General features: G+C 64.1%; 1 protein-coding gene and 1 pseudogene. Both read right to left on the bottom strand.

Annotated features, from left to right (window positions below):
• Window positions 1-47: 47 nt before the first annotated feature.
• Entirely contained in the window at window positions 48-842 is a 795-nt protein-coding gene (istB, locus tag MXAZACID_RS17235; RefSeq protein WP_008495843.1) for an IS21-like element helper ATPase IstB, read from the bottom strand.
• Window positions 832-1,376 (bottom strand): annotated as a pseudogene (locus tag MXAZACID_RS17230) (IS21 family transposase); the annotation flags it as partial. The pseudogene MXAZACID_RS17230 and the gene istB, both read right to left, overlap by 11 nt.

The following is a 1,376-nucleotide window of genomic DNA, read 5'->3' as shown; positions in this document are numbered from 1 at the left end:
TGGAATTCCACCGAGAATTGACCCGCCTCTTGGTTATGGTTTGGGTTTCAAGATGGGGTCAAGGCCTGATTTTTCTCCTTTCGTTTTTGGTTTTTCTGCACCGAGCTGTGCTTGAACCTGAAGCTGTCATTGCCGGTCTCGAGGATGTGGCAGTGGTGGGTGAGGCGATCGAGGAGGGCGGTGGTCATCTTGGCGTCGCCGAAGACGGCGGACCATTCGCTGAAGCTCAGATTAGTGGTGATAACGACGCTGGTACGCTCGTAGAGCCTGCTGAGCAGGTGGAACAGCAAGGCCCCGCCCGAGGCGCTGAAGGGCAGATAGCCGAGCTCATCGAGGATAACGAGATCGGCATGGATCAGGCGGCCGGTGATCTGGCCGCTCCGCCCCTGGGCTTTTTCCTGTTCCAGGGCGTTGACCAGTTCGACGGTTGAGAAGAAGCGGACACGCTTTTTGTGATGCTCGACGGCCTGCACGCCGAGTGCGGTGGCGATGTGGGTCTTGCCGGTGCCCGGCCCGCCGACGAGCACAACATTGTCCGCGGGCTCGATGAAGTCGCAGCGATGCAACTGCCTGACCAGGGCCTCGTTGACCTCGCTGCTGGCGAAGTCGAAGCCGGCGAGGTCGCGGTAGGCCGGGAAGCGCGCCGCCTTGAGCTGGTAAGCCATGGAGCGGACCTCGCGCTCGGCGGTCTCGGCCTTCAGCAGTTGAGAGAGCACCGGGATGGCGGCCTCGAAGGCTGGCGCGCCCTGCTGCGCCAGTTCGTCGACCGCTTGTGCCATGCCGTGCATCTTCAGGCTGCGCAGCATGATGACAAGCGCGCCGGCGGCGGGATCATGACGCATGGCGGGTCTCCTTGGGTTGGCGCAAGCTGTCGTAGCGTTCGACATCGGCCCTGGGCTCATTGGCCAAGCTCAGCGCCTGCGGCGCGGTTACCGCTGGCGGGGTGGCGGGTGTGCCGTCGATCAGCCGGTGGAGCCGGTTGAGGATATGCGTCTTGGCCGGCACGCCATCCTCCAGAGCCAGTTCCACCGCCGCCAGCACCGCCTGCTCGTCATGGTGCAGCACCAGGGCCAGGATCTCCACCATCTCCCGGTCACCGCCGGGGCGGCGCAGAAGAGGCTGTTGCAGCTGTTTGAAGGCATCGGGCAATTCCAGGAAGGGCGCGCCGTTGCGCAAGGCGCCCGGCTTGCGCTGGATCACCGCCAGATAATGCCGCCAGTCATAGATGGTGCGCCCGGGCCATTATGCGTCCGGTCGATGATGCGCGGATGCTCGCAGATGATCTGCCCTTGCGCCGCCACCACCAGCCTGTTGGGATAGACCCGCAGGCTGACCGGCCGGTTGGCGAAAGAGGCCGGTACGCTGTAGCGGTTACG

Source organism: Acidocella sp. MX-AZ02 (assembly GCF_000306035.1).
GTDB lineage: Bacteria > Pseudomonadota > Alphaproteobacteria > Acetobacterales > Acetobacteraceae > Acidocella > Acidocella facilis.
The sequence above is the reverse complement of the archived record's forward strand: the minus strand, read 5'-3'. Positions and strand labels throughout refer to the sequence as shown.